General features: G+C 72.8%; 20 protein-coding genes. 8 read left to right on the forward strand and 12 right to left on the reverse strand.

What is annotated here, in order from left to right; genetic code table 11:
• Positions 1-17 precede the first annotated feature (17 nt).
• Entirely contained in the window at positions 18-4904 is a 4887-nt protein-coding gene (locus FHU34_RS32235; RefSeq protein WP_145786375.1) for an SCO7613 C-terminal domain-containing membrane protein, read from the reverse strand.
• Positions 4905-5054: 150 nt separating this feature from the next.
• Positions 5055-6482, reverse strand: a complete 1428-nt coding sequence (locus tag FHU34_RS32240; RefSeq protein ID WP_145786376.1) for a UDP-glucose dehydrogenase family protein — start codon at positions 6480-6482, stop codon at positions 5055-5057.
• A gap of 250 nt (positions 6483-6732) precedes the next feature.
• Between FHU34_RS32240 and FHU34_RS32245 the strand changes: the two genes are divergently transcribed.
• Entirely contained in the window at positions 6733-7902 is a 1170-nt protein-coding gene (locus FHU34_RS32245; RefSeq protein WP_145786377.1) for an acyl-CoA dehydrogenase family protein, read from the forward strand.
• 62 nt (positions 7903-7964) lie between these two features.
• Here FHU34_RS32245 and FHU34_RS32250 read toward each other — a convergent pair whose 3' ends face one another.
• The 5 genes from FHU34_RS32250 to FHU34_RS32270 are packed head-to-tail and all read right to left on the reverse strand — an operon-like array spanning position 7965 to position 12133.
• Positions 7965-8579, reverse strand: a complete 615-nt coding sequence (locus tag FHU34_RS32250; protein ID WP_145786378.1) for a hypothetical protein — start codon at positions 8577-8579, stop codon at positions 7965-7967.
• Positions 8576-9967, reverse strand: a complete 1392-nt coding sequence (locus tag FHU34_RS32255) for a hypothetical protein (protein ID WP_145786379.1) — start codon at positions 9965-9967, stop codon at positions 8576-8578. The genes FHU34_RS32250 and FHU34_RS32255 overlap by 4 nt, the downstream gene beginning before the upstream one ends.
• Positions 9964-10764 carry an ABC transporter ATP-binding protein gene (locus FHU34_RS32260; RefSeq protein WP_145786503.1) on the reverse strand — a complete coding sequence of 267 codons (801 nt, stop codon included), beginning with the start codon at positions 10762-10764 and terminating at the stop codon, positions 9964-9966. The genes FHU34_RS32255 and FHU34_RS32260 overlap by 4 nt, the downstream gene beginning before the upstream one ends.
• Before the next feature lie 20 nt (positions 10765-10784).
• Positions 10785-11582, reverse strand: coding sequence for a zf-HC2 domain-containing protein (locus tag FHU34_RS32265; protein WP_208745231.1), 798 nt, complete (start codon positions 11580-11582; stop codon positions 10785-10787).
• Positions 11579-12133 (reverse strand): RNA polymerase sigma factor, encoded by a 555-nt coding sequence (locus FHU34_RS32270; RefSeq protein ID WP_208745232.1) that lies wholly within the window; start codon positions 12131-12133, stop codon positions 11579-11581. The genes FHU34_RS32265 and FHU34_RS32270 overlap by 4 nt, the downstream gene beginning before the upstream one ends.
• A gap of 260 nt (positions 12134-12393) precedes the next feature.
• Here FHU34_RS32270 and FHU34_RS32275 point away from each other — a divergent pair, with 260 nt between their 5' ends.
• Entirely contained in the window at positions 12394-13701 is a 1308-nt protein-coding gene (locus FHU34_RS32275) for a multidrug effflux MFS transporter (protein WP_425280598.1), read from the forward strand.
• A 48-nt stretch (positions 13702-13749) separates the two neighbouring features.
• Here FHU34_RS32275 and FHU34_RS32280 read toward each other — a convergent pair whose 3' ends face one another.
• Positions 13750-14421: a hypothetical protein gene (locus tag FHU34_RS32280; RefSeq protein WP_145786380.1), complete on the reverse strand. Its 672-nt coding sequence runs from the start codon at positions 14419-14421 to the stop codon at positions 13750-13752.
• 23 nt (positions 14422-14444) lie between these two features.
• Here FHU34_RS32280 and FHU34_RS32285 point away from each other — a divergent pair, with 23 nt between their 5' ends.
• Both FHU34_RS32285 and FHU34_RS32290 read left to right on the forward strand, forming a co-directional pair.
• Positions 14445-14963 (forward strand): acyl-CoA thioesterase, encoded by a 519-nt coding sequence (locus FHU34_RS32285; RefSeq protein WP_145786381.1) that lies wholly within the window; start codon positions 14445-14447, stop codon positions 14961-14963.
• Between the two features lie 142 nt (positions 14964-15105).
• Positions 15106-17088 (forward strand): acetoacetate--CoA ligase, encoded by a 1983-nt coding sequence (locus tag FHU34_RS32290; RefSeq protein ID WP_145786382.1) that lies wholly within the window; start codon positions 15106-15108, stop codon positions 17086-17088.
• 358 nt (positions 17089-17446) lie between these two features.
• Here the strand turns inward: FHU34_RS32290 and FHU34_RS32295 are convergent, their stop codons facing one another.
• The gene (locus FHU34_RS32295; RefSeq protein ID WP_145786383.1) at positions 17447-18136 is read right to left on the reverse strand and encodes a TIGR03089 family protein; all 690 of its coding nucleotides are present in this window, start codon (positions 18134-18136) and stop codon (positions 17447-17449) included.
• A 154-nt stretch (positions 18137-18290) separates the two neighbouring features.
• On the opposite strand from FHU34_RS32295, the gene FHU34_RS32300 reads away from it, so the two are divergent.
• Both FHU34_RS32300 and FHU34_RS32305 read left to right on the forward strand, forming a co-directional pair.
• On the forward strand, positions 18291-19436 hold the full coding sequence (locus FHU34_RS32300; protein WP_145786384.1) for a glycosyltransferase family 4 protein: 1146 nt from the start codon (positions 18291-18293) through the stop codon (positions 19434-19436).
• A 61-nt stretch (positions 19437-19497) separates the two neighbouring features.
• Positions 19498-20589, forward strand: coding sequence for a mannose-1-phosphate guanylyltransferase (locus FHU34_RS32305; protein WP_145786385.1), 1092 nt, complete (start codon positions 19498-19500; stop codon positions 20587-20589).
• On the opposite strand, the gene FHU34_RS32310 is transcribed toward FHU34_RS32305, so the two are convergent.
• Positions 20558-21175 (reverse strand): NUDIX hydrolase, encoded by a 618-nt coding sequence (locus FHU34_RS32310; RefSeq protein ID WP_208745233.1) that lies wholly within the window; start codon positions 21173-21175, stop codon positions 20558-20560. The genes FHU34_RS32305 and FHU34_RS32310 overlap by 32 nt on opposite strands.
• Before the next feature lie 39 nt (positions 21176-21214).
• On the opposite strand from FHU34_RS32310, the gene FHU34_RS32315 reads away from it, so the two are divergent.
• Together FHU34_RS32315 and FHU34_RS32320 are read left to right on the forward strand one after the other, a co-directional pair.
• Positions 21215-22261 (forward strand): DUF4185 domain-containing protein, encoded by a 1047-nt coding sequence (locus tag FHU34_RS32315; RefSeq protein ID WP_145786386.1) that lies wholly within the window; start codon positions 21215-21217, stop codon positions 22259-22261.
• A 288-nt stretch (positions 22262-22549) separates the two neighbouring features.
• Positions 22550-23548: an ArsR/SmtB family transcription factor gene (locus tag FHU34_RS32320; RefSeq protein ID WP_145786387.1), complete on the forward strand. Its 999-nt coding sequence runs from the start codon at positions 22550-22552 to the stop codon at positions 23546-23548.
• 12 nt (positions 23549-23560) lie between these two features.
• On the opposite strand, the gene FHU34_RS32325 is transcribed toward FHU34_RS32320, so the two are convergent.
• Positions 23561-24646, reverse strand: coding sequence for a coenzyme F420-0:L-glutamate ligase (locus tag FHU34_RS32325; RefSeq protein ID WP_145786388.1), 1086 nt, complete (start codon positions 24644-24646; stop codon positions 23561-23563).
• Positions 24643-25590 carry a 2-phospho-L-lactate transferase gene (gene cofD, locus FHU34_RS32330; protein WP_145786389.1) on the reverse strand — a complete coding sequence of 316 codons (948 nt, stop codon included), beginning with the start codon at positions 25588-25590 and terminating at the stop codon, positions 24643-24645. Before cofD ends, FHU34_RS32325 begins: the two co-directional genes overlap by 4 nt.
• Between the last annotated feature and the right edge of the window lie 10 nt (positions 25591-25600).

Consider the following 25600-nt stretch of genomic DNA (forward strand, 5'->3'; position numbering starts at 1 on the left):
GCCGTGACCCTCCGGTCTCATCTCATGCCGCGCAGGGCGGTCTGTAGGCGTTCCTGGGCGCGGCGGCGGCGCTCGTTGCTCGCCCCGAGCACGAGCAGCAGGATGCCGACCGGGATGAGCGCGAGCCACGGGCCGAGGCTGACCAGCGCGTGGATCGCGGTGATCGCGGTGACCGACGCGCCGACGATCACCGGGGCCTGCTGCCGGGTGGACGAGCCGAAGATCAGCACCGCGACCGCGCCGAGCAGCAACAGCATCTGCCGCAGGGTGCTGGACTCGGTGGCCAGGACGATGGCCAGGGTCGGGACGAAGGCGGTGACCAACGCCGGCCCGTACGCCACCCAGCTGCTCAGATCAGGCCGGTGACGCAGTTCGAGGACTCCGACGAGTAGGGCCAGTGCGGCGAACGGCAAGGTGTACGCCTCGGGCAGCGCGACGTCGGCGACCCGCATCAGGATCCACCAGGCGGTGATCTCGCAGACCACCACCGCCCAGAACAGGATCCGGCGTTCCACCGGCCGGCGACCGGGCCTGGTCGCCGCCACGCCGAGCACAGCGCCCCAGGCGGCCAGCAGGGCGGCGATGTGTCGGGGCGAGTCGAAGGCGAGGGCCAGGGCGATGAGCGCGGCAGCGTATCCGCTCCACTGCACCGTGGAGGCCTCACGCTGCGCCTCGGGTTGCCGCAGCCGGGGCAGGACCGCCGCGAACACCTGGAGTACGGCCCCGACCGCGAGCACCCCGAACGCGGACCAGACCGGGGCCAGCCCGGCGACCAGACCGGCGGTGAGCACGAAAAGTTGCGCCATCAGCGACGCGAAGAGCCAACCGAGGATGCGGGCCCGCTGGGTGGTGCCGAACAGGGCCGCCACCACGCCCACCCCGACCGCCCCGCCCAGCGTGAACAGGGTGAGTTCCCGGGCGGCGAGGCTCCCGGCGAGCCCGGCGCCGCCGGCGGCCAACCCGATGACGAACACCAGGACCCGGGCCAGCCGCAGCGAGCGGGCCCGTTCGGCCAGCGGCGGCGGTGGGGTCAACGCGAGGCCGAGCATTGCGATGGTGAAGACGGAGAGCGCGGCGAGGGTGCTCGCCGGCCAGCCGCTGCCCAACGCGATGGGCGTGATCAACAGCGTGACGGCGGCCCCGGGCAGCACCACAGGCACGGCTCGCGAGCGTCGTCCACCGCTGAAGCCGGTGGCCGCGAGCGCGGCGGTCGCGGTGAGCAGCAGCGCGGTCAGCACGTGGGTGGGGTCGACCACGTCCGGGGGCGGGCTGAGCAGCTCCGGCGGCGGGCCGTCCCAGATCCGGGTCAGTGTGCGGTGCGGCTCGACCAGCGCGGCGACCAGCGCGGGGGCGATCGAGGCGAGAGCCAGGGCGGTCGGGAGGGCCGCTGCGGCCAGCGCACCGGCTGCGGGGTTGAAACGCCACCGCCGTCGCTCCGGGTCGTCCGGCAGCCGGCGTAGGGCCCCGTCGAGGCGTACCGCCCAACGCCGGACCGGTTGGGCGGCGCCGGTGGGCGGCACGGTGGCCGCTCGGATCAGCTCGGCCAGCACGCCGAGCAGTGCCGCTGCGGCCGCGTAGACACCTGCGGCGAGGCCGGTGGGGATGGCGGCGAGGGCACTGATGGTGGCGCCGCCGACCACAGCGGCGCTGACCCAGGGCAGATATTGCGGTACCTGCCTGCGGACCGCCGCTACGGCGGCCAGGCCGAGGCTGGACGCGGCCAGGGCCCCAGTGAGCACCACTTGCGCCGAGTGTTCGAACTCGGCGGCCAGCGCCGCCACCGCACCGGGAAGGGCCAGCAGCGCCGCGCCGAGGGCCGCACCACCGATCTGTGCCAGGTGCGGTGGCATCCCCTCGGTGTCGATGTCGGTCACCTGCGGGCCGGCCAGGACGCGGGCCAGCGTGGCCACCACCACGCCGATGAGCGCGATGCTGCCCAGTGCCAGCGCCGTCGTCCACGGCCGGACCAGGCCGGCTCCGGCGGCGTGCAACGCGACCACCCCGGCCACTGTGGCCCGGGACAGCGCGGCGCGGGCCTCCTCGGTGGCAACTGCGGCGATCCCGTACACGGTGGCGACCATGCCGCCGACCAGGACCGGCGACCACCAGGCCAGGTCGAACGCGGCGGGCGCGCCGATCGTGGCGAGCACCGCCGCCACGCCGGACGCGTCCCAGCGCCAGGGCGGCGGGAGCAGGATGCCGGCGGCGAGGGCCAACAGCGCCAACGCGACGGGCGCCTGCCAGGTGGAGCCGCCGACGGGAGCGGCGGGCCAGCCGCTCAGGTCACCCCTCCAGATCGGACCCGGGGTGGCGAGCACGCCGACCCCGCCGCGCACCGCGGACCATCCGGCGAGTACGCCGATGAGGAGGCCACCGACGGTGAGGCCGAGGATCGGCCCGCGTCGCCACTCCTCCGGCATGCTGCGTGCGCCGACCGCGACGACCAGGACGAGGGCGGCGGCCACCGCCAACTGCCCGCCCGGTGCGAGCACCGCGCCGATCCGCACCAGTGTGGCGACCAGGGCGGTGGTGACGGCGGCGGCGGCCAGGTCGGAGCCGTCGAGGGTGAGGTCGGCGCGACGGCCGGCGTCGATGGAGGGGGCCAGGAAGAGCAGCACCGCCGCGACCAGCAGGAGCGCACCGACCCAGGCGTCGGCGACGGTGGCGCCGGGCGCGCCGAACGCGGCGGCGGTGACGAGCAGCGCGCCCAGCCCGGTGCCGACCGACAGCGGCGCGGGGATGCGGCGCTGGGAGACCTGCACGATCGCGGCGTAGCCGAGAGTCAGGCAGACGGCCAGGAAGCTGGGCGCCAGCACCGGGACGGTCACCTCCCGGAGACTCGCCGGGGTGGGAGTCGGGTCGACCGGCATGGTGGCGGTCACGAACGCGGCCACCGCCCCGGGCAACGCGAACGCGGCACCACCGGCGGCCCAGGCGGTGACTGTGTCGGAGGCGGCCGAGGCGATCCGGATCCGGGGTGCCAACGCGACCAGGGTGCCGGCCACGAACAGGGTGATCAGGACCGCGGCGGTGAGTGCGGGGCGGGTGAGGCTGGCACCGGCACCGAAGAGGCCCACCACCGCCGCGCCGACGGCGTGTGCCACCGCGGCGCGGTCGGTGCGGGCGGAGAGCCCGATGACACCGATGCCGATCGAGGTGATCACCATCGGCCACGGGGCTGCCGCCCAGCCGAGACCCAACGAGGCCGGAACGGCGAGCGCGGTCAGGGCCGCGCCGGCGACCGCGAACTCGCGGCGGATCTCCGGAGGCAGCGCCAGCACCGCAGCGATGGTGAGCAGGAACGCGGCACCCGCGAGCTGCCAGGTGGTCGGTCCGACCGCCGCCGCCAGTTCGGCCGGGTACCGGCTGAGGTCGGTGCCCCAGGCGGGCAGCGCCGCCCGGACCGGTGCGACCCCGGCGCGTAGTGCGCCACCGGCGACCACCAGGCCGCTGACCGTCAGCGCCACCGCCGAGGCGATCTGCGGACCACGGCGGGCGGCCTCGGGGACCGCGCGGACCGCCAGCCCGGTCACCGTGATGACCAGCGCGATCAGCAGCAGCGCCCGGCCGGGCAGCGCCACCGAGACGATTCGGCTGAGCGCACCGATCACGGCCAGGGTGACGATGCCGGCCGCGATGTCGGGCAACGGCGGTCGACGCAGCACCAGCGCGCCGGCCAGCCCGACCGCGGCGGCCAGCAGCAGCACCATCCCGGCGCCGGTGGCCGTCGGCACGGTCTGCGCCCGCAGCAGGGCGGTGACCGCGTACGCCAGGGCGACAGCGACCGCCACCGCGTGCAGCAACCAGGTCAGCTCGCGCAGCCCGGGCACCGGGCGGGCGGGTCGCGGGTCGGCGGAGCCCGCGTCGGCGTCGATCAGCTCGGCGGCCTCCTCCGGGTCGCCCTCCGGCCGGCTCTCGGCGTTGCGTTGGCGAGGCGCCGACGAGGCGTCCGGCAGTGGCAGGTCCTGCTGGACGGGGCGTTCCAGCACCACGCCGGAGCGGGCCAGCCCGAGGTCGACGACGGCGACCAGGGCCAGCACCAGCGCCCAGCCGCCTGGGCCGGTGATCCGGTCGTATGCGAGCAGCGGCAGCACCGGCTGTGCGGCGAGCACGGTGGCGAAGCGGGGTGCGCGCAGGCCTGTCCAGCCGGCGTACCCGAATGCGACGGCCGCCGTGACCGCGAAGATCACCCCGCTGAAGACGGTGGCGGAGATGCCGCCGGTGCCGATCCGGTCCACCGCCCAGAGGGCGTTACCGGCCAGCGGTACGAGGAGGAGGCCGACCGCGGCGATGGTCTCGGCGGTCGAGGTGAGCCCGCGCCGGGCCAGCACGGGCGGTGCGAGCAGCATCAGCACGGTGGCCAGGAGCAGGATGCCGAGCCGGGCCACCGCGTCCATCGAGCTGGTCGCCACCGCGGCGAAGACCACCGCGGCCACGCCGAGCAGCAGCGCGCCCAGCCCGAGGGGGATGTTCTGCACCTCGCGCGACGAGGCCTCCGGCGGGTGCTCCGGGTCGTCCGCGTCGAGCCATCGGGGTGGCGGCGGCGGGTCCTCCGGGGGGTGCGGAGTGTTCTGGCGGGGCACCCGGGGAGGCGCGCCGGTGGTGGCGGTCGGTGGCCGCCGGCCAGGGCGGCGGCGCAGCACGCGACGGGGTCGGGTGGCCTGCTTGACCCGCTCCTCGCCGGCGTGGGCGAGGATGTCCCGCTGGAAGAGCGCGGCCTGCATCTTGGCGGCGATCTGCCGTTGCTCACGGGCGATGGCAGCGTCGCGCGCCTTCATCTCCGCGATGGAACGCTCGATGTCCGCCAGGTGCTCGACCCACTGTGGCTGGTCGGCCCCACAGTGCGGGCATCGGACGGCCGGCTTGATCTCCCGGCCGCACGAGGAGCATTGAAAGGTCGCCACGACACCCCTCCACCCGCACTGTGGACTCCCACTGTCGCAGCATGCCCAAAGCTGGCGCGGATTTCGACACTTGTCGGCGGGTCCGGGGCAAACAACATCATCGGCCGGCCGCGTGGAGCGCTTCGCGGCCGGCCGATGAGTGGTGAATCGTCAGGGGCGGCCCATGCCCCGGTACTCCCAGCCGGCCTGGGTCCACAGTGCCGAGTCGAGGCAGTTGCGCCCGTCTACGACCTTGCGGCCGCCGACCAGCTCGCCCAGGGCGACCGGGTCGGCGTTGCGGAAGTCCGCCCACTCGGTGAGGACGCAGACCAGGTCGGCGCCGGTGACCGCCTCGTTGATGCCGGGCTCGTAGGTCAGCTCGGGCACCGCGCGGCGGGCGTTGTCGGTGCCCTGCGGGTCGTACACGTGCACGTCGGCACCGGCCTTGTGCAGCAGCGCGGCGACGGCGAGCGCCGGGGCGTCGCGGACGTCGTCGGTGTTGGGCTTGAAGGTGGCGCCGAGCACGGCGATCCGGGTGCCGGAGAAGTCCGGTCCGGCCGGCCCGGAGCGGCGGCCGAGCAGGTCCGCGGCGAGGTTCAGCACCCGGGTACGGCGGCGCAGGTTGATCAGGTCGACCTCGTGCAGGAAACGCAGCGCCTCGCCGGCACCCAACTCCTGGGCCCGGGCCTGGAACGCCCGGATGTCCTTCGGCAGGCAGGCGCCGCCAAAGCCGAGGCCGGCCTGGAGGAACCGGTTGCCGATGCGCGGGTCGTAGCCGATCGCGCGGGCCAGTTGGGTGACGTCGCCGCCGGAGGCCTCGCAGACCTCGGCCATGGCGTTGATGAAGGAGATCTTGGTGGCGAGGAAGGCGTTCGCGGCGACCTTGACCAGCTCGGCGGTGGCGAAGTCGGTGACCACCAGGGGCACCTCGCGGTCCTCGGTGGCGGCCAGGTCGAACACGCCCTTGTGCGCGGCGTAGAGCATGCCGTTGGCCCACTCGCTCTTCACGCCCACGACGATCCGGTTGGGGCGCAGGACGTCGTCGACGGCGAAGCCCTCCTGGAGGAACTCGGGGCTCCACGCCACCTCGACGCCGAGGTCGTCGGGGGTGTGCTTGCCGACGAGCTGTTCCACCCACTCGGCCGTGCCCACCGGCACGGTGGACTTGCCGACGATCAGGGCCTTGCGGGTCAGGTGCTGCGCGAGGCTGGTGACCGACGCCTCGACGTACGACAGGTCGGCGCCCATCCCGTCGGCTCGCTGGGGGGTGCCGACGCAGATGAAGTGCACGTCACCGAAGTCGGCGGTCTCGGCGATGTCGGTGCTGAACCGCAGGCGTCCGGCGGCGAGGTTGCGCCGGAGCAGCTCGTCCAGGCCGGGCTCGTGGATCGGCACCTGACCGGCGTTCAGCATCGCGATCTTGTCCGCGTCGACGTCGAAACCGAGCACGTCGTAGCCCAGCTCGGCGTAGCAGATGGCGTACGTGGCACCGAGGTAGCCGGTCCCCAGGAACGTCACCCGCGGCCGAGGCGCGCCCGAGGGCGGTGTCACCGCGGCGATGGCGGGGGTCGGCTGGATGGTGGGGTAGGGGATCGTCACGCCTGTCTTCTCCGCTCGCACTGGCGGCGCGTCGTCGCGTCGCATTCTGCTGCGGCGCCTGGGCGGGGCACCGGAGGGTGGCTCACTGTCTGCCCTCCATCATTGCCCAGCGGCGTGGGTGCACCCTCATGCCCATGCCTACGCGCCGGTAACATCTCCTGAACTGCAGTCGCTAGTCTTCAGTCTGCTCGGTCAGCGGTCCGGAGTCGTCACAGACTGCGCATGATAGCGGTGAAGGGGAGGGGCCGACATGGCCGCAGGGGAGTCGTTCGACGTCTACCGGTTGCCCGATGAGCACCAGGCGATCCGGGAGGCGGTCCGGGAGGTCTGCGCTGCGAAGGTGGCCCCGCACGCCGCCGAGGCCGACGAGACCGGGGAGTTCCCCAAGGCGTCCTACGACGCGCTGCGAGCGGCCGACTTCCACGCCCCCCACATCCCCGAGGAGTACGGCGGGGCGGGCGCGGACGCGCTGGCCACCGCGATCGTGATCGAGGAGGTCGCCCGCGCCTGCGCGTCCTCCTCGTTGATCCCGGCGGTGAACAAACTCGGCACGATGCCGCTGCTGTTGTCCGGTTCCGAGGAGATCAAGCGCCGCTATCTGACGCCGGTCGCGGCGGGTGAGGCCATGTTCTCGTACTGCCTCTCCGAGCCGGAGGCGGGCAGCGACGCGGCGTCGATGACCACCCGGGCGGTGCGTGACGGGGATCACTGGGTGCTCAACGGCGTGAAGCGCTGGATCACCAACGCCGGCGTGTCGGAGTTCTACACCGTCTTCGCCGTCACCGACCCGTCCGCGCGGTCCCGGGGCATCTCGGCCTTCGTGGTCGAGAAGTCCGATGCCGGGGTGAGCTTCGGCGCGCCGGAGAAGAAGCTCGGCATCAAGGGCTCGCCGACCCGCGAGGTCTACCTCGACAACGTGCGGATCCCCGCCGACCGGATGATCGGCGCGGAGGGCACCGGCTTCGCCACCGCGATGAAGACCCTGGACCACACCCGCGTCACCATCGCCGCGCAGGCCGTCGGGATCGCGCAGGGCGCGCTCGACTACGCCAAGGGGTACGTGACGGAGCGCCGGCAGTTCGGCAAGGCGGTCGCCGAGTTCCAGGGCATCCAGTTCATGCTCGCCGACATGGGCATGAAGTTGGAGGCGGCCCGGCAGCTCACGTACGCGGCCGCCGGCAAGTCCGAGCGGGGCGACGCGGACCTCACCTACTTCGGCGCGGCGGCCAAGTGTTTCGCCTCGGACGCCGCCATGGAGATCACCACAGATGCGGTGCAGTTGCTCGGTGGCTACGGCTACACCCGGGACTACCCGGTCGAGCGGATGATGCGGGACGCCAAGATCACCCAGATCTACGAGGGCACCAACCAGGTGCAGCGCATCGTCATGGCCCGGCAGTTGCTGGCCGCCGTCGTCTAGGGCGCGTAGCCGCCGGTGGTCCGGTGCGCCGGCACCGGCGCGCCGGACCACCGGCGGTTCCGTCATCGGTCGGGCGCTGTCTCGCTGGCGGGTCGCAGAGGACCGCCGCGTAGCGCGTACGCCAGCAGACCGGTCACGGCCAGCACTGTGGCGCAGACGGTGGCAGCCGTGGTGCCGGCGGGCTGGGTCAGCCAACTGGCGACCTGTACCCGCACGTCAGCGCTCGGCCCCAGGAACGGCAGGACCGCGATGAGGGTCCAGGTGAGCGGGGCGATCCAGGACAGCGCGGCGCCGAACACTGCGGTGCCGAGCGCGGTCAGCCCGAGCAGGCCGGCGGTGTTGCGCAGCACGAGGGCGAGCGGCTCGTACCGCACGTCGGTGAGTGCGCTGAGCGACAGCAGGGCGGTGATCACGGCGGCGGCGATGAGCAGGTGCCCGGCCCGCCGCAGTGGCCAGTTGACCGACGCGGTGTGGTCGAGGGCGTCGTCGGCGCCGTTGAGGGTGGCCCCGAGCGCGACCACCGCCAGCATGATGGTGAGGCTGGCCGTACGGGCGTTGATCGTCGTCGAGGTCGTGTAGGTCGACGACATCACCCACGCCAGCACGATCACCGCGATGGCGACACCCAGGGCGAGGGGCACCCGACGGGAGCGCAGGTAGAGCTGGAGCCACCTCACGGCTTGTCCTCGGGCAGGAGCGCCAGCAGGTCGTCGTAGCGGCAGTCCAGCGCTGCCTCCCGTGCCGCCGCCATCCGTTGGCGCTGCTCGGCCTGCGGCAGGCTCACCAGCGCCTGGTAGGCACGCTGTGCCCGCTCGGCGTCCGCGCGATCCCACCAGGACTCCAGTGTCGGTGGCTGGTCGCTCAGCCAGGCGGCGGCGACCATCCGGGCGAGGGGCTCGTCGTCCCGCTCCGACCCTTCGCCACACTCCTGCTGCCAGGCGGCCCGGAGCAGGGACGGCCGGAAGTAGTCGTCGGACAGGTCGGCGCCTCCGGTGCTGGTGATCGTCGGGGCCTCGAAGACGACGGTGTCGACGGGGTGCCGGGGCGGTGACAGGTCGGGGGAGAGTTGCGCCCAGTAGGCGACCTGTCGGGTCTCCACCGCCCGGACCGGGGCGTTGGGTAGCTTCGCCGCCATCACGGCCAGGGCCTCCCGGGCCGGGCCGACGACGTCGGGCAGCACCCCGGCGTGTGCACGGGTCACGCAGACCTGCGGGCCGTCGTTGTCGCAGACCAGCTCGACGGCGACCGGGTCGGGGGCGACCGCGCCGCGAGTTCCGCCCACGGGCAGCAGCGGCACGGTGACGGCGGCGCCGAGCACAGCGGGGAGCACTGCCAGCGCGATGGCCCGACGCCGGACCGCGCCCAGGAGCAGTAGCCCGGTGGCGGCGAGGGACACCAGCCACACCATCTGGAGCAGGCTGACCCGGTTGGTGACCGTCTGGAAGTCGTCCACGCCCCCGCTGAAGACCGGGATGAGCAGCACCGCCGACGGTTCGGGCCGGAACCTCGTCATGGTCGAGGCGGTGTCAGCCATCATGACCAGGTCCGGTACCAGCCCCACCAGGACGAAGCCGAGCACGGCGACGACGGGTGCGGTGATCAGGCGCGGCACGGCCCGGCCGGCGGCCATGCCCAGCCAGGCCGCGGCGACCAACGCCGGGACGCCGACCGCGGTCACGACGATCGCCCTGGCCGGGAAGTACGCCGACGTCCGCACCACCCATCCGGCCGCGATGAGGAACACCAGGAGGTACGCGGTCACCACCGCGATCGCGAGGGCGCCGGCGGTCGGGCCGACGCGTTGCCACCGTGGCCGGACGGTGCTGGCGAACAACTCGTCGACCCGGTTACGCGCGTCGCGCCGCCCCAGCCACGCCCCGCCGGCCAGCGCGAGTGGGAGCAGCACCATCAGCATCGTCCGGGTGGTGACCGCCAGTTGCATCCAGCGCCCGGCGAAGAACTGGGTGGCGGTGAGCAGCAGGACCGTGCCGGTCACCAGCATCAGCAGGGCGACGGCCACCGCCGCCGACCGGCGGAGTTCGATGCGCAGAATTCGTCCGGTCACGCCGACACCCGCCCACGGTAGGCGCGTAGCACCGACGAGTAGCCGCGTTCGGTGGCGCTGTCGCCGGCGTCGTCGGCGCCGCCCTGCTCGGCCAGCTCACCGGTGCTGCCCTGCCACACCAACCGGCCCTCGCTGACCAGCACCACGTCGGTGCAGGCCACGGCGACGTCCTCGACCAGGTGGGTGGAGACGAGTACGCAGCTGTCCAGGCCGATCTCACGCAGCAGCTCACGGAAGTCGAGGCGTTGCTCCGGGTCCAGACCGACCGTCGGCTCGTCGAGCAGCAGCACCGCCGGGTCGTTGACGATCGCCTGGGCGATGCCGGCGCGGCGCAGCATCCCGCCGGACAGCGTCTTCATCCGGGAGTCGGCGCGGTCCTCCAGACCCACCCGTTCGATGGCCCGTTGCACAGCACCGGGGATGACCGCCTTCGGCATCTCCTTGAGCCAGGCCAGGTACTCGACGAACTCCCGGACCGTGAAACGCGGGTAGAAGCCGAAGTGTTGCGGCAGGTAGCCCAGGCCACGTCGTACCCGGCGCAGGTCCGCGCCGGACGTGACGTCCTCGCCGAGCAGTGTGAGTCGACCAGCGGACGGCTTCACCACGGTGGCGAGGGCCCGCATCAACGTCGTCTTGCCGGCGCCGTTGGGGCCGAGCAGCCCGTGTACGCCGATGCCCAACGACAGGTCCAGACCGTTGACCGCCAGGTGCCGGCCGGCCTTGACCTGCAACGTCTCGGCGTGCACCGCCCACGGGTAGGTCGACGGCGCGGTCTCCGCCACGCTGACCGTACGCATCATCATGTCTCCGTATCTCGTCATCGGAAGGTGCTGGTGGGTAGCTGCGACCGCCATCGGGCCTGGACGAAGACCACGGCCAGCAACAGCACCGTGATGAGCGCCCAACCGGTCAGGCTGCTGCCCGCGAGGACGGCCGGGAGTCGCCCGCCGACCAGGCTCGGGGCCACCACACCCACGGACCAGGTGAGCGCCAACGTGAGGGCGGCCCGGTCGATCCCGACCACAGTGCCGAGCGCCAACGCCCCGGCGGTGAAGCCCAGGGCCGGCAGCAACCAGAGGCCGGGGGAGTGCCCGGTGCCCCAGCCGGCCACCGCCAGCACCGGCAGGACCGCGACCAGCACCCCCAACGTGCGGCGCATGAGGAGCGGCAGGCCGGTACGAGGTGTGGTGGCCGTCAACTCCCAGGCCGGGTCGACGCGCCGGCTCCAGACGGCGGCCACCGGCAGCAGCGGCGCGACCGGCGCGACAAGCAGCACCAGTGACGGCAGGGTGGCGAAGGTCTTCTCGAACAGGACCGCGGCCAGCATCAGCCCGGCGGCGGTGCCGAGCCACGGCAGGATCCGGGCGGCCACCCCGGTACGCCGTAGCCGCCGCCGTCGCACCGGCCCCGGACCGCTGGCGATCCCGGCGGCGACAGTGCCGGCGACCCGGTCCAGCAGGTCACGCGTGCCGGGGTCGACAGCATCGGTCAGCAGTGCCCGGCAGTCGGCGCAGGTCTCCAGGTGCGCCTCCACCGCCCAGATGGTCGCGTCGTCGACGCCCACACCGCCCGAGGCGTAGTGGGAGATGAGAGCGGGTGCGGGGTGAGTGGTCATGACAGCGCCTCCCGGAGTGCGATTCGGGCCCGTCGCGCGCGGGTTTTCACGGTCCCCTCCGGCATGCCGAGCAGCAGCGACGTCTCCCGGGCGGTCAACCCGTCGAGGACCATCGCGCGGAGTACCTGCCGTAGCTCCGGGGGTAGCGCGTGCAGGGCCTTTTCGAGGTTGGCGTCCAACCCGCCGGCCAGCGCCTCCTCCTCGGCGGCAGGGGCCACTGTCTCGAAGGTCTGCACCGCCGGGATCCGCTCGCGTCGAGCCCGGTGGCGGAACGCGTCGACCAGCCGGTGGGCGGCGATCGTCCACAGCCAGCCCACGGCGCTGCCGGACGCGGAGGACGACTGCGCCTGACTGCCGGCCGACCGCCACACCGCCAGGTACGTCTCCTGCAACACCTCGGCCACCACGTCCTCGTCGGCGCAGCGCCGACGCAGACGTGCGGTCAACCAGGGGGCGGTACGCCGGTACAGCGCGTCGAACGCGCGTCGGTCGCCCCGAGCGACCCGGCGGAGCAGTTCGCCCTCGTCGAGCCCGTCCAGACTTCGTCTCACGAAAGGCAAGACGACGCGTACCCCCGCTTCGGTTCTCGTTCTGCCGTGACCGCCGTCACACCTGGCATCCGTCGACCGCGATCCGTCGAGGCGTGACACCCCACACACTGGGAACGTCGTACGCCTTCCGGGCGTTCACCTCCACCACGACCCCTGCTCGTCATGTCCTCGCCTCGCCCCACCATGCCCGCTGCTCCTGCGGGTGCGGGGACGCCCCGCACCGCGTGTGACGAGACACCCGCTTCCGCAGAGAGATCGAGATGATGAAGCAGTCCGTGGAAGAGACCGGAGCGGGCACCCGCACGGCAGATCCGACGATCACCGAGGGCGTCCTGCCCGGCGATCTGATGACCAACCGTCAGCGGGTGCAACTCGTCCTCGTGCTGGGGGCGTTGATCGCGATCGGGCCGCTGACCATCGACATGTACCTGCCCGCGCTGCCCGCCATCACGGCAGGTCTCCAGACCACCGAGACCGCTGTGCAGCTGACGCTGACCGGCACGCTTGTCGGTCTCGCCCTGGGCCAGCTGCTGATCGGTCCGCTCTCCGATGTGGTCGGACGGCGGATTCCGCTGCTGGCCGGGCTGGCCGCGCACATCGTGGCCTCCGTGCTGTGCGTCTTCGCGCCCAACATCGAGGTGCTCGGCGCGCTGCGCGTGCTGCAGGGGCTCGGTGTCGCGGCCGCCACAGTTGTCGCCACGGCCGTCGTCCGCGACCTGTTCAGCGGGGCGTCCTTCGCCCGGATCTTCTCCCGGCTGATGCTCGTCATGGGCTTGGCGCCCATTCTCGCGCCGACCCTGGGCAGCGGTCTGCTGAGCTGGACCGACTGGCGGGGCGTCTTCGCGGCGCTGGCGGTGCTCGGTGCGCTGCTGATCGTCGTTGCCGCGCTCCGGCTCCAGGAGACCCTTCCGGTGGCGCGTCGGCGGCACGGAGGGGTGGCTGCCACAGTGCGCGACTACCGGGGGCTGTTCAACGACCGGGCGTTCGTCGGCCTGGTGCTGGTCGCCGGGCTGGCGATGGCTGCCCTGTTCGCGTACGTCTCGGGTTCGTCGTTCGTGCTTCAGCAGGAGTACGGCCTCGACGAGCAGCAGTTCGGCATCGCCTTCGGGGCCGGCGCGGTGGGCCTGATCGGGGCCACCCAGTTCAACGTCCGGCTGCTGCGCCGCTACACCCCGCAGCAGATCCTGGTCAGCGCCCTGATCGCCGGCACGGCGGCCGGCCTGCTGCTGGTCATGTTCGCGGCGACCGGCATCGGTGGCCTGGGCACCCTGCTCGCGTCACTGTGGCTGGTCCTGGCCGCCGCCGGCCTCGCCCTGCCGAACGCGCCGGCGCTGGCCATGAGCCGGCACAGCGAGGCCGCTGGCACCGCCGCGGCGCTGCTCGGCGCGGTGCAGTTCGGCATCGGCGCGTTGTCCGCGCCCCTGGCCGGTCTGTTCGGCACCGGGAGCGTACCGATGGCGATCGTCATCGCGGGCGGCATGGCCGCCGCCCTGGTGGTCATGCTCGTCGTCGTCCCCCGTGCCAGCCTCGGCGCCGTCGACCCGGACCTCGCGGTCGCGGTGCACTAGGGCCGCACGAGACAGCGGGCGGGCCGGTCACCCGGCCCGCCCGACGATTCAGCGGATCTCGGTGGTGTCCTCCGGGCGCGGTTGACCGCGCGGCGGAGCGGACCAGGGCGACTCGCCACCGACCCGGCGCGGCAGCGGCTCGGTCGGCGTCGAATCAGCCGGGTAACCCAGAGTGAGCGGCGCGGTGTCCCGCTCCGTCGGCGTGGCCGGCGGCCAGTCGGTGAGGGTGAAGTCGTCGTTGCGGGGGCCTCCGTCCGGCACGGGGGCCGGCGTCGCGGCCGGCTCGGTCGCCGGGTGGGGCCATTGCCGCCACCGCTGCATGCTGAAGGTCGCCATCAGCAGCAGCAGGCCCACGAGGAAGAGCGTGCCGTTCTCCACCGGCAGCCGCAGCGGCAGCGGATCGCCGAACACCTTCCACCCGTGCGGGATCGCGTCCCGCACCGCGAACGGCGCCACGAACATCCCGATGTACGGGGTGACCAGCAGCAATCCGGCCACCAGCGGGCCCAGCGGTGAGAAACGCAGCGTGCCGAGCAGGCCCAACAGGACACCGCCGACACCGAGGTACACGGCCGGCTCGATCAGGTTGGCGGTGTTGAACGTGCCGATCTCCACCCAGCGGTCGACCGTCCGGCTCGACCCGTCCTGCCCCAGTGTGACCAGCACCCAGGTGATGGGCGCCACCACCAGCCCGGCGAGGAAGCTCCAGAGATGTCGCATCCGCGCACCGTACCGTTTTCGACATGACTGAGCACCTCTCCGCCGCACCGGTCGGCAAGCCGACGTCGTACTCGCGCGTCACGCTGAGCAAGATCATGACCGCTGTGGACGTGAACCTCTACGGCACCGTGCACGGCGGGGTCCTGATGAAGTTCGTCGATGACGTGGCGGGCGCCGCCGCGGCCCGGCACAGCGGAGGCACGGCGGTGACCGCGGCGATCGACGAGATCGTCTTCTCCGAGGCGGTCCGGGTCGGTGACCTGGTGCACGCGCACGCGCAGGTGAACTGGACCGGCCAGACCTCGATGGAGGTCGGCGTGCGGGTGGTCGCCGAACGGTGGGACTCGGCCGAGGACGCGGCGGTGCGGGTGGCCACCGCATACCTGGTCTTCGTCGGCGTGGACGTCGGCGGGGCGCCGCGGGCGGTCCGCCCGGTGCTGCCGGAGACCGCGGAGGACGAGCGCCGGTACAAGGAGGCGGAGATCCGCCGGGCGCACCGCCTCGCCCGCCGCCGCGCCATCCAGGCCCACCGCGCCGGCTGACCCACATGGGTCGGCGGGGTGGAGTGTGGGACGGGCACGCGTCGGTCGGCGCACCCGGTGCGCAGAATGGCGCTTCGAGGTAGGGCAAGATGGCGCCACGGCCCATTCACAACGTCGTGCCGGGCCAGGGGAGGGTGGACCAGTGGGTGACATGCTGTGGGCGCCGCCGGCGGACGTACGCGAGCGGTCCCGGATCGGCGGCTACCTGCGCTGGCTGCGGGAGCACCGAGGGCTGGACTTCGCCGACTACGACGCGCTGTGGCGCTGGTCCACCACCGATCTGGACGGGTTCTGGCGCTCCATCTGGGATCACTTCGAGGTGATCGCGCACACCCCGCCGACCGCCACCTTGGCCGAGCGGGGGATGCCCGGGGCCCGCTGGTTCCCCGGGGCCACGCTCAACTACGCGGAGAACGTGCTGCGGATGCCGGGGCGGGTCGACGACGACCCGGTGGTGATCGCGCACGGGCAGACCCGACCGCCGGTCACGCTGACCGCCGGGGAGCTGCGTGCGCAGGTGCGCCGGGTGTCGGCAGGGCTGCGCCGGCTCGGCGTCACCGCCGGTGACCGGGTGGCGGCGTACGCCCCCAACATTCCCGAGACGTACGTCCTCCTGCTGGCCACCGCCAGCCTGGGCGCTGTCTTCTCGTCCTGTGCGCCCGAGTTCGGCACTCGCAGCGTCACCGACCGGTGGCAGCAGATCGAGCCGACCGTGCTGGTCGCCGTGGACGGCTACCGCTACGGCGACAAGCCGGTGGACCGGCGCGCCGAGGTGGCGGCGATCCGGGCCGCCCTGCCGTCGCTGCGGCACACCGTCAGCATCCCCTACCTCGACCCGCAGGCGACGCCGCAGGACGGCGAGCTGGGCTGGGCCGAGCTGGCCGCGCCGACCGACGAGCCGTTGACGTTCACGCCGGTACCGTTCGACCACCCGCTCTACGTTCTCTACTCCTCGGGCACCACCGGGCTGCCCAAGCCGATCGTGCACGGCCACGGCGGCATCCTGCTGGAACACCTGAAGATGCTCGCCCTGCACCACGACCTGGGCCCGGCGGACCGCTTCTTCTGGTTCACCACCACCGGCTGGATGATGTGGAACTTCCTGGTCTCGGGCCCGGCGGTGGGCGCGACCATCGTGCTCTTCGACGGCAATCCCGGCCACCCCGACCTCGGTGGGATGTGGCGGCTGGCGGCGGAGACCGGCACCACGTACTTCGGCACCTCCGCCCCGTTCCTGTTGGCCTGCCGCAAGGCCGGGCTGGTCCCACGGGAGATCGCCGACCTGTCCGCGCTGCGCGGGGTGGGTTCCACTGGTGCGCCGCTGCCCGCCGAGGGCTTCCACTGGGTGTACGAGACCGTCGGCGACCACCTCCAGCTCCAGTCGCTCTCCGGTGGCACCGACGTGTGCACCGGTTTCGTCGGTGGGGTGCCGCTGCTGCCGGTGTACGCCGGTGAGATCGCCTGCCGTGCCCTGGGCGCGAAGGTGGAGGCCCGCTCCGCCGACGGCACCCCGGTCATCGGTGAACTGGGCGAGTTGGTGATCACCGAGCCGATGCCGAGCATGCCGGTGGGCTTCTGGAACGACAGGGACGGCGTCCGCTACGCCGAGGCGTACTTCGACGTCTACCCCGGCGTGTGGCGGCACGGCGACTGGATCACCATCAACGAGAGGGGCGGCTGCGTGATCACCGGACGCTCCGACGCCACCCTCAACCGTGGTGGGGTGCGGCTGGGCACCGCCGAGTTCTACTCCGTGGTCGAGGGGCTGGACGAGGTGCTCGACTCCGTCGTCGTGCACCTGGAGGACGACGAGGGTGGCGCCGGTGAGCTGCTGCTCTTCGTGGTGCTCGCCGAGGGTCTGACCCTTGACGACGCGATGCGCGCGACGATCTGTCGCGAACTCCGCACCGCTCTCTCGCCCCGACACGTGCCCGACGAGATCCACCAGGTGCGGTCGGTGCCCCGCACCCTGTCGGCGAAGAAGCTGGAGGTGCCGGTCAAGAAGATCCTCACCGGCACGCCGGTGGACCAGGCCGCGGCGAAGGGTGCCCTGGCCAACCCCGAGTCCCTGACCGCCTTCGCGGCCCTGGCCCAACGCCGTCCCCCGACCGGAACGCCCGTCTGAGACCTCCCGCGCTGGGCTCGGAGGGCCCGCCCGAGGCCTGGTCCGCGTCCCTTGTTCACCTTCCCCGCGTCCACGCCCGTCGCGGCGATCGGCCCCGACCCGACCCGACCCCGACCCCGACCCGGGATTGTTTGCCCCTTTGCTCTGCACCCCCGGATGCGCCAGTCGGAGTCCCGCACTGGTCCGTGGAGGTCGGTGCGGGCCGACGCGGCTGGCGCATCGGCGGGTGCAGAGCAAAGGGAAGGTCGGTGGGTGGCGGCTGGCGCATCGGCGGGTGCAGAGCAAAGGGAGACTCAGCACCTAGTCGGCCCACTCGCGGGCGCGCACGTCGGACGTTCCGCAGGGCACGGCGACCGGACTACCGGAGGGAGTGGGTGACTCTCTCGGTGATGAGCCTGTCGGCCAACCGGGCGGGGTCCTGGTTGGCGCAGAGGACCACGGTGGCGGCCCGGGTCAGCGGTGCCAGCAGCCAGTCGACCGGGTCGGGGTGCCCGGCGGCGTCGATGAGGACCCGGGCGCCGGGAAGAATGCCCAGTTCGTCGGCGCGGGCCTCCGCCCGGGTCAGCAGACGCGCGTCGGCGGGGCCCGGACCGGGCTGCGGCGTGAAGTGGTCGCCGTGCCGGCGTACCTCCACCACGTAGTCGGCGAACCCTGGCGGCACCTGCCGTAGTGGGGCGGCGAGCGGGGCCAACCCGAGGGCGTACCGCTCGTCGGCAGCCCAGGACTGCGCCTCGTCGAACTGGTCGACGGCGGCGAAGAGCACGTCCACGGCTCCCGGCGTGTCGACGACGTTCAACTTGGCCGACCAGCAACCCAGCAGCACCGCCGCGGCCTGCCAGTGCGGCGGCAGCAACACGCCGGCCGGGGTGCCCGGGGCGAGGCCGACCTCGTCGACGAGAAGATTGGCGGTCTTCGCCACCCAGTTCGCCAGGGTGGCGCCGGAAAGTTCGGTGCGGTCCCCGCTGGCATCGTCGTACCAGGTGAGCAACGGTCTGGTCGGGTCGGTCGCGATCGCATCGGCGAAGACCCGGGCAATATTGTCGGCCATCGGCGCGAACGATACGCCCCTGCCGGCCGTACTCGATGGCGATGACAAGTCGGCGTACCGTCGGGTCGCAGTCAGCGCCGCCCCCGCGCTCCGGCGTAGGCTTGGCCCCCGGAGTGTTTTTCCCCACAGACCCGCCAGTGCAAGGAGTCGCCCCGTGACCGCCGGTCGCCCGCCCCGCGTGCTCATCGACGCCACGAGTGTCCCCGCCGACCGTGGTGGTGTCGGTCGCTACGTCGACGGTCTGCTCGGTGCCCTCGGCAAGGTGTGCGGGTCGGGGGTGGAGCTGGCGGTGGTCAGCCTCCGCACCGACCTGGAGCGTTACACCCGCATGCTGCCCGGTGCGGAGATCATTCCCGCCCCGGCCGCCGTGGCCCACCGTCCGGCCCGGCTCGCCTGGGAGCAGACCGGCCTGCCGCTGCTCGCCCAGCAGGTCGGTGCGGAGGTGCTCCACTCGCCGTTCTACACCTGCCCGCTGCGGGCCGGCTGTCCGGTCACTGTCACAGTGCACGACGCGACGTTCTTCACCGAGCCGGAGCACTACGACAAGTCCCGCCGCACGTTCTTCCGCAGCGCCATCAAGACCTCGCTGCGCCGCGCCGACCGGGTGATCGTGCCCAGCAAGGCCACCCGGGACGAGCTGATCCGGCTGCTCGACGCCGACCCGACCCGGATCGACGTGGCCTACCACGGTGTCGACCAGGCTGCCTTCCACGCTCCCACCGAGGAGGAGAAGGCCCGAGTCCGCGCTCGGCTGGGGCTCGGCAACAGCAGCTACGTCGCGTTCCTCGGGGCCAAGGAGCCGCGGAAGAACGTACCCAACCTGATCCGTGGTTGGGCGCGCGCGGTGGCCGACCGGTCCGACCCGCCGGCCCTGGTGATCGCCGGCGGGCAGGGGCACGACGACGACATCGACCGGGCCGTCGCCGAGGTGCCGTCGCACCTGCGCCTGCTGCGCCCCGGCTACCTGCGTTACGCCGACCTTCCGGGCTTCCTCGGTGGCGCCCTGGTCGCCGCCTATCCGTCCTACGGCGAGGGGTTCGGCCTGCCGATCCTGGAGGCGATGGCGTGCGCCGCCCCGGTGCTGACCACTCCCCGGCTGTCGCTGCCCGAGGTGGGTGGCGACGCGGTCGCGTACACGTCGGAGGACCCGGAGCAGATCGGCACCGACCTGGCCGCCCTTCTCGACGACGAGCAACGACGGTTGTCGCTGGCGAAGGCGGGCTTCGACCGGGCGAAGGAATTCACCTGGGAGTCCAGCGCCGAGGTGCACATCGCCGCCTGGAGCCGGGCCCGATCCTGACTCTCCGACCCGAGTGGTGACCCGTGCCACTCCGGACAGGCTCGTCGGGCATGATGTGCGGATGCTTTATGCGGTCATTCCGGCAGGTGGCAGCGGCACGAGGTTGTGGCCGTTGTCCCGCGCCGGCCACCCGAAGTTTCTCCATCCGCTGACCGGCACCAGCGCCTCGCTGCTGCAGGCGACCGTGGAACGGCTCGCGCCGCTGACCACACCGGATCGGACCCTTGTGGTCACCGGTGCCGCGCACGTCGCGGCGGTGGCCCGGCAGCTGACCGGTCTGCCCGAGGAGAACATCCTGGTCGAGCCGTCCCCTCGGGATTCCTGCGCGGCGATCGCGTTGGCGGCGGCGGTGATCGCGGCGCGCGACCCGAACGCGGTGATGGGCAGCTTCGCGGCCGACCACCTGATCCGCGACCCGGACAGCTGGGTCCGCACGGTCCAGGAGGCGGTCCGCGGTGCCGAGCAGGGCATGCTGATGACCGTCGGGATCACCCCGACCCGGCCGGAGACCGGCTACGGCTACCTGGAGACCGGCGAGGACACCGACGGCTCGCCGTGGCGGCAGGTGGCCGAGTTCAAGGAGAAGCCGGGCGCCGAGGTCGCCGAGGCGTACGTCCGTTCGGGCCGGCACCTGTGGAACGCGAGCATGTTCGTGTGGCGGGTGGACGTCTTCCTCGCCGAGTTGGCCCGTCAACAGCCGGCGTTGCACGCGGGCGTCGTCGCGATCGCCGCCGCCTGGGGCACCCCGGAGCAGGACGAGGTTCTCGGCGCGATCTGGCCGACCCTGCCGAAGATCTCGGTGGACTACGCGGTGATGGAGGGCGCGGCCACCGCGGGTCGAGTGGCGACAGTGCCGGGCGACTTCGGCTGGAACGACGTCGGCGACTTCCACACCCTGGGCGACGTGCTGCCGGCCGACGACGCGGGCAACGTGGTGCTCGGCACCGACGCGAAGCCCGGTGTGCTGCTGCGGGACAGCAGCAACCTGGTCGTCGTGCCGCAGTCGGGACGGTTGGTGGCCGTCCTCGGGTTGCAGGACCTGATCGTGGTGGACACCCCGGACGCGGTGCTGGTCTGCCCGCGCGACCGGGCGCAGGACGTCAAGGCCCTGGTCGACGAGCTCAAGGAGCGAGGCGAAGAGGGCTACGTCTGAGGGCTGCGAGGGCCGGCGCGACCAGTTGCACGGTCCCGCCGGCCAGTGGCTCGGGCAGGTTGTCCGGCGGGAACCAGCCCAGCTCCTCGGCCTCGTCGCTGACCTGCTCCACCGCCCCGGGCGGGGCGAGCACGGCGAACCGGACGTCGTGGTGCAAGGAGCCACCCTGGCACTGCACCGGGTGTACGTCCACGTCGATCGGCACCGGGTCGATGCGCAGGTCGGCGATCCCGGACTCCTCGGTGGCCTCGCGGAGCGCGGCGGCCACCAGGGTCTGGTCGACCGGCTCGCAGTGCCCGCCGAGTTGCACCCACCGCCCGAATTTGCCGTGCAGGCAGAGCAGCACGCGCGAGCCGGTGGCGTCGAGGACCAGCGCGCTCGCGGTGATGTGCCCGGGGCGGTGCTGCCTGCTCATCGCGATCGGGCCGGCGTCGAGCAGGCGGAGGGTGCGGTCCCGTGCGCGGGCCGCATCCGGGCTGGTGGGCTGCCAGTCGCCGAGCAGCGCGGTGGCGTCGGCGTGCAGCGCCGTGTACGTCGCGGCATCGGTCGGGTGAGCGGTCGGTCCGGGGATCGCGGTGTCGGGCACCCCGACACTGTACGAGCGTGTGCTCCGTAGGCTGGCTCGGTGACCCTGCGACTCGTCGAATTCGTGGTGGCCGGCAACGAGGCCAGTGACCTGCTGCCGGTGCGGTCGGCGGCCCTGCTTCGCGCGTACGGCGCTCGGCGGGGTTTCTGGACAGTGCTGGACGAGGGGCCGGTGGAGCGCTGCCTCGCGTTGCTGCTGGAACTGGACGACGGCCAGTGGACGGCCCGGCACGTGCTGGCGGACGCCGGTGCGGAGAACGGGCGGACCGAGGACGGTGAGGCGCTCGCCCACCACGACGGCTGGGTCTACGTCTTCGGCTCCCACTTCGGCTCGAAGGGTGGCCCGCTGCGCCCCCGACGTGCCTTCGTGGCCCGGTTCCGGGAGGACGAGGCGGCGGCCGGGCCGCTCCCGGTGCACGTGGTGCGCAACTCGTTCCGGCTGCACCGGGCAGTGAACGACGCCCTCGCCGGGTCGCCGCTGGTCCTGTTGCCCCGGGGGGAACGGGTGCGGGCCCGGTTCATCGTGGAAACCCTGGCCAGGGGCACCGCCCGGGAGAAGAGCTGGGTGAGTCGCCTCACCCCGGACGACCTGCCGTTGAACGTGGAGGCTGCGGCCTTCACCCCGGGCGGGACGGTGCTGCTCGGGCTGCGTTTCCCGGTCACCGAGGCCGGTGAGCCGATCCTGGTCGAGGTGGCCGACGTGCCGGGTATGTTCACGGCCGAGCCGGCGTGGCCACGGGCGGTGCGCACGTACGTGTTGACCGGGGTCACCCCGCCCGGAGAGCTGACCGGCTTTCGGGCGATCAGCCCGACGGCGGACGGCGGGTACGCGGCCGTGATCGGCTCGATCGACGCGCTGGGCAAGGGATCGGTGCTGCTGGACGACCACCCCGGCGGGGGTGACGTCACCTCCCGACACGTGCGTTTCCGACTCCCGGACGGTAGGTCGGACGACGCGTGCCGGCTCGGCGGGGAACTGGTGGCGGATTTGGCGCCGTTCCACCACGTCGAGGGGGTGGCCGAGTTGGACGGGCGGCCGTTCTACGTCACGGACGAGGACCACCGGGTCGCGCTCTGGGTCGGCTGAGTCGGGCGGGAGGATGCGTGGGTGGGGTGACCGGGCGGCACCTCTGCGGAGCAAGGGCCGCAGACCCTCGTGGTGCCGCCCGATCACCGGGGCCTCCCCGGTCCCGGTGCCCTGCGCCGGGACGTCGAGGACGCGCCGGCACCTCGTGCTCGAGCACTGGAAGCATGCCGAACCGGCCCGGAGGACGTCGAGGTTTTTCAGCTCAGGCTTAAAGATGGAGATTAGTGCCGTCCAGGTAGAGTCGAACGGTCAACCGGCATCCCCCTGCCGGCGACACGGGAGCGCACCATGCTGAAGATCCATTTTTCTGGGGAGGACATCCTCCGGACCCGGGTGGCGCCGGCTGCGGACCCGATCTGGGAGCTGGTCCTCAGCCTGCACGTGCTCCAGGGCCGCAACCGCGATCCGTTGACGGCGCACTGGCGGCGCTCCGTGTCCCGAGGGCTGCGTCAGGACGTCGCCTCCGAGCAGCTCCGGTTGCTGTTCGCGCTCAACCCGCCACGCGGCTACTTTCCCGACTTCCTCACCCCGTACGCCAGCGTCGACGGTTTCGAAGCCGGGCTGGACGCGCTCCGCCGAACCCCCACCGAGCTCCTGCATCGGGACCTGAGCGTGCTGGCCGCCGAGAACCAGTTGCCCTCCTCGGCCGCCGCGCTGGCCCGAGGCGAGGTGGCGGTGCTGCATCACCTCGCCGAATCGATGGAGCAGTACCGGTCGCTGGCGATCAGCCCGTACTGGAACCGGATCCAGGCCGCGGTGGCGGCGGACCGGGCTCGCCGGGCCCGCGCGCTGCTCGACGGCGGTGTCGAGGGTCTGCTCACCAGCCTCCGGCCGGCCATGCGTTGGGACGGCGGGGTGCTCGAGGTCCGGGACTACCCGCACAGTCGGGAGATGCACCTGGACGGTCGCGGGCTGCTGCTGGTGCCGTCGTTCTTCTGCGCGAGCACCCCTGTCGCGCTGCTCGACCCGGCGTTGCCGCCGGTGCTGGTCTACCCGGTGGACCGGCTGGGCGGGCTCGCGCCGGCCGACGGCATCGCTGCTGCCCCGTCCGGTGCTACCCGCGACTCACTCGCCGCGCTGCTCGGCCGTACCCGGGCGGCGGTGTTGCAGGCCAGCGACGAGGGCTGCACCACCGGCGAGGTCGCCCGCCAGCTGAACATCTCGCCCGCCGCGGCGAGCCAGCACGCCACAGTCCTGCGCAACGCCGGCCTGCTGGTCAGTCACCGGGAACGCAACAGCGTGCTGCACACGTTGACGCCGCTCGGCCGGGCCATGCTGGACGCCTGACCCGGCCGTCTCTCACAGAGCGAGCGCGGCGCTCGCCGGGCTGCCCGGCGGTGGCGGCAACAGAGTGGACTCGACACCCTCAGCGGCCAGGGCGACGCGCAGCCGGTGCAGGTCGGCGCCGAAGCGGACCAGACCGATCGGCTCGACCGGCGTCGGGGCCGAGCCCAGCAGCAGGGCCGCGCCCTCTGGCCATCCCGGCATCTCGGCGACCAGTCCGGCGCGTACCTCCGCCTCGTCGACCAGTGTGAAGACCGTGCCGGGGGCGACGACGTCGGCGATCGCGTCGATCGCCCGTCGCACCGCGCCCAGGTCCGCAGGCGTCGAGCCGAGCGCGTCGCTCAGGGTGGCGGCGTCGGCGAGTCCGGCGGCCCGGGCCTCGGCGGTGCCGAGCGAGAAGAGGTCCTGGGCGGCGTCGCGGACCAGCGCCCGCGCACCGGCGGTGTCCTCCGGGTCGGTGCTGGACAGGTAGCCCCGCACCACAGCGACCGGGACCTGGTCGCACTTCCCCTTGATCAGCTCGCCGGCGCCCGCCAGCTCGTCCACCACGGCCATCTGGGTCAACTGCAGCTCGTTGCCGTACGGGTCGATCTCGCCCCGGTGGTCACGGATGGCCGGCATTCCGGCCACGCCGAGCGCCACGTCGGTGAGCCCGTTGCGCCAGGGCCGCCCCATCGTGTCGCTGATGATCACCGCGACATCCAGCTCGTAGCGCTCCCGCAGCGCCTCGCGCAGGGCCCGCGCCGAGGCGTCCGGGTCGACCGGCAGCAGCACCAGTTGGGTCTTGTCCACGTTCGACGCGTCGATGCCGGCCGAGGCCATCACGAAGCCGTGGTGGGTCTGCACGATCCGGGTCGGCCCTCGGCTGGCGACCACCCGGGCGGTCTCACCGGCCAGCACCTCGTCGCGTGCGGCCAGCCGCTCCGGCCCGTCCGCCGGGACGTCGACCAGCCGCCCCTCCGCCTTGGAGACGATCTTGCTGGTCACCACCAGCACGTCACCGTCACGCAGCCACGGTGCCGCCGTCGCGATCACCGCCGGCAGATCGTCACCCTCGGTCACGTGGCCGATGCCGAGCACCGGCAGGATTTCGAGCCTCACGTCAACTCCACCGCGGCGCGGACCATCGCCGCCGTCGCCGCCTCGTCGGTCATCCGCAGCGGCACCGAGCGGACCGTCACATCGGGCACCAGCGTGCCGGCGTCCTCCTCGGCCACCAGCCACCCGTCCAGCAGGCCGCCGTCCGGCCGGCCTCCGTACAGGCCGCCCACCCCGGCGGCGCTGCACTCGACGCCGAGCACGTCGAGGCACCGGTCGGCCATCCCGCGCACCGGAGCACCGCCGATGATCGGCGAGACACCGACCACCGGCGCCGGGCCGTCCACGACCGCCTCGCGCAGCCCCGGTACGGCCAGCACCGGCGCCACGCTCACCACGGGGTTGCTGGGCGCGACGAGCACCAGGTCGGCCGAGCCGATCGCCTCCAGCACCCCGGGTGCCGGCTTCGCCGTCTCCGCTCCGACGAACACGAAGCGCTGGGTGGGGATGTCAGCCCGGTACCGGACCCACCACTCCTGGAAGTGGATCGCCCGTTGCCCCTGCTCGTCCTCGACGACAGCGTGGGTTTCGAGCCGGTCGTCGGTGGCCGGCAGCAGGCGTACCCCCGGCTCCCAGCGGGTGGACAGCGCCTCGGTGACCGCGCTCAACGGGTAACCGCCGTTGAGCATGGTGGAACGCACCAGGTGCGTGGCGATGTCCTTGTCGCCGAGACCGAACCAGGTCGGCTGCGCCCCGTACGCGGCCAGCTCGTCCTTGACCGTCCAGCTCTCGCCGACCCGACCCCAGCCCCGTTCCGGGTCCGCGCCGCCGCCGAGCGTGTACATGACGCTGTCCAGGTCAGGGCATATCTTCAACCCGTGCAGCCACAGGTCGTCGCCGACGTTGACCACGGCGGTCACCTCCGCGCCGACGTCCCGGGCGTACGCCCGGACGCCGAGCAGGAACCGGGCGCCACCAATGCCGCCGGCCAGAACCACGATGCGCATGTCGACCATC

The organism is Micromonospora taraxaci (genome assembly GCF_007830095.1).
GTDB lineage: Bacteria > Actinomycetota > Actinomycetes > Mycobacteriales > Micromonosporaceae > Micromonospora > Micromonospora taraxaci.

Coding starts and splice junctions, on each gene's coding strand:
- FHU34_RS32245 (WP_145786377.1), top strand. CDS start 6,733: ATGGCCGCAGGGGAGTCGTTCGACGTCTACCGGTTGCCCGATGAGCAC.
- FHU34_RS32260 (WP_145786503.1), bottom strand. CDS start 10,764: ATGCGTACGGTCAGCGTGGCGGAGACCGCGCCGTCGACCTACCCGTGG.
- FHU34_RS32265 (WP_208745231.1), bottom strand. CDS start 11,582: ATGACCACTCACCCCGCACCCGCTCTCATCTCCCACTACGCCTCGGGC.
- FHU34_RS32275 (WP_425280598.1), top strand. CDS start 12,394: ATGATGAAGCAGTCCGTGGAAGAGACCGGAGCGGGCACCCGCACGGCA.
- FHU34_RS32280 (WP_145786380.1), bottom strand. CDS start 14,421: ATGCGACATCTCTGGAGCTTCCTCGCCGGGCTGGTGGTGGCGCCCATC.
- FHU34_RS32285 (WP_145786381.1), top strand. CDS start 14,445: ATGACTGAGCACCTCTCCGCCGCACCGGTCGGCAAGCCGACGTCGTAC.
- FHU34_RS32295 (WP_145786383.1), bottom strand. CDS start 18,136: ATGGCCGACAATATTGCCCGGGTCTTCGCCGATGCGATCGCGACCGAC.
- FHU34_RS32305 (WP_145786385.1), top strand. CDS start 19,498: ATGCTTTATGCGGTCATTCCGGCAGGTGGCAGCGGCACGAGGTTGTGG.
- FHU34_RS32320 (WP_145786387.1), top strand. CDS start 22,550: ATGCTGAAGATCCATTTTTCTGGGGAGGACATCCTCCGGACCCGGGTG.
- cofD (WP_145786389.1), bottom strand. CDS start 25,590: ATGCGCATCGTGGTTCTGGCCGGCGGCATTGGTGGCGCCCGGTTCCTG.